The sequence below is a fragment of the Mucilaginibacter sp. P4_E8 genome (assembly GCF_056401495.1).
The window spans coordinates 1-2,244 of record NZ_JBFUJG010000307.1 but is presented as its reverse complement, the minus strand read 5'-3'; the positions used below and the strand labels follow the sequence as shown (position 1 = coordinate 2,244).

The 2,244-nt window shown below is 33.7% G+C and carries 3 protein-coding genes; 2 read left to right on the top strand and 1 reads right to left on the bottom strand.

All coding sequences use genetic code 11. From position 1 onward, the window contains the following. Positions 1 to 126 precede the first annotated feature (126 nt). On the bottom strand, positions 127 to 432 hold the full coding sequence (locus AC1DRQ_RS30805) for a hypothetical protein (protein WP_429395760.1): 306 nt from the start codon (positions 430 to 432) through the stop codon (positions 127 to 129). A gap of 742 nt (positions 433 to 1,174) precedes the next feature. On the opposite strand from AC1DRQ_RS30805, the gene AC1DRQ_RS30800 reads away from it, so the two are divergent. Continuing rightward, complete coding sequence (locus AC1DRQ_RS30800; RefSeq protein WP_429395757.1) at positions 1,175 to 1,684, top strand: GNAT family N-acetyltransferase; 510 nt, start codon at positions 1,175 to 1,177, stop codon at positions 1,682 to 1,684. Positions 1,685 to 1,911: 227 nt separating this feature from the next. After that, on the top strand, positions 1,912 to 2,244 hold a 333-nt coding region (locus AC1DRQ_RS30795), incomplete at its 3' end, for a hypothetical protein (protein WP_477429832.1).

Here is a 2,244-nt window from a genome sequence, read left to right as displayed (position 1 = left end):
AAATACGCCCCTTTTATTATTAAAGTTACAGATATAAAAAAACTATGCCTTGTAAAAGACATTCATAAAAAACACAATCATTAATTGGCAATTATTAAATGACAAGCTATAGGTTCTGTAAAATATTCAGGTAATTGGATGATCTTTCTGCTCGATGCGGAAGATCATACAATCTATGTCGGTTTTTATGCTCTCAACTATTTCCTCAATTTCCGTCTTAGTTAAGTCGCTCCTGAAATCATCGCGCATAGTGTTACTAATATATTGCAGATAGGGCGTAATCATGAGGTCATGTTTTTTATTCAGGCGGTCACCATCATAGGCAATCATTTTAAACAAGTGATCTAAATAAGTATAATAGGTACGCTTATTTAATCCTTCGATGTCATTTGAATCCCTTTTTAGCCGCTTCAAAAACTCATCAAGGGTCATAATCAATTATATTAAAATTCGTAATTATCAGATAGAAAGTAAATATATGAACAATGAGATAAATACTAATCCTCAACTTACAATTTATTATAGCTACCGGTTAATCGCAGCCCTTTACTATACAATAATGGTAATTGATTTTAACATACCTGTGCAATTCAGAAGAATTTCATGCACACAATCTTAATGCAATGTTTACGTTTATCATTTCAATTATATTATTACTGATAAAATAGTGTAAATTTATTTAAAAAACATCCAACTATACAGGCAATTAAGCTATAATACACATTTGTATTTGATACTACGTGACTTTTTTATACAGGTAAACCCATAATAAATTTCACTTTTTCATATTATAAAAATAAAAAGCTATAAAACAATCTATAAGCATTATTGTTAACCTCAGCACACTATAACAGACAATGTCAGCTAACACTATCAATTTGATTACTAACCAATTTAGTGTTGGGAATAAACTTCAAAACCTTGCATTTTATACTATGCTGATTTTAATGCTATGGATAATAATAATACAGATAAAAGCTAAACAAAATAAAGCAGCTAAACATAAAACAGTTAAAACATCCAAATAAAACGCGAATTAGGTTATTTATATTTAATAATATCTATCTGCTTATCAATAAATACTTAGTCGCGACTTAAAGTCAGTACAAACCCATTTTATTGAAATTCTAACGCTTTAAACCTGGCTTTTTTTATTTTCGGATTTTCGTTATATATGCTTATCCGACCCGCCACATTAACCGATATTCCGCAGATTATGCAACTGGTAGCGGAAGTTGTACCAGCTATGATAGCTTCAGGCAATTTACAATGGGACAGTAACTATCCCAATGCTTCGGTTTTCACCAACGATATAAACCATGATCAACTTTGGGTAGCCGAAGTAAATGGACAAATTGCGGGTATAACTGCTATTACAACAGACCAGGAGGCAGAATACACCCAGGTTGGCTGGGACATTAACGAAACCGCTATTGTTACCCACCGCCTTGCTGTAAGCCCCCATTATCGCGGCCTTGGCATYGCCGCTGCCTTACTGCAGCAAGCCGAGCATGAAGCTGTACGCCGAAAAATAAAAACACTGCGCGTTGATACCAATACAAACAACCAGGCAACTCAAAAACTATTTCCCAAACTAGGTTATGTTTATGCAGGCGAAATTGGCCTGGGTTTCAGACCAGGGTTAAGGTTTTATTGCTACGAAAAAAGGCTACAGACCAAATAATTAGTTTTATTGATCAGATCAAAGTCCTCTTAGCTGAACAACCAAAAACTACAAATTAAAGTGCTTCAGTTTAAGCCAACTGTTAAGTATTAAATACTTATCAACATTTGTGCGATTTATCAACACTGCGGTAAAAAACAAGATATAATATTCATATATTTAGTTTAATAAACCGCCTAAGGTCTGCCTCACAGGCTACGGCCCCCTAAATTATAAGAACTGAGAAGATGGAACCTATTATGATGCTTGTGATTACAGCTATTATTGCTGCTATAATTTTAGTTGTATTTAATAAACAACAGGAAAGTAAAATGAGCAATCATCTGTACACCAATGATGTACAACAGCTTTACCTGCTTACAGCAGCCGAGTACAAAATTAACGCTTTAGAGAATCAGCAACAATTTAATGAAACCAGTGATGATACAGGAGCAGGTATGCCTAATATCGCTCAGGAACTAAATCAGCTTACTGCAGCATTTGAAAGTGGCGAGCTACCACTTAATGAACTAAATTCAAGACTTGATTATTTATTGAATGTTCTTAATAAAAAGAATAGC

Coding starts and splice junctions, on each gene's coding strand:
- AC1DRQ_RS30805 (WP_429395760.1), bottom strand. CDS start 432: ATGACCCTTGATGAGTTTTTGAAGCGGCTAAAAAGGGATTCAAATGAC.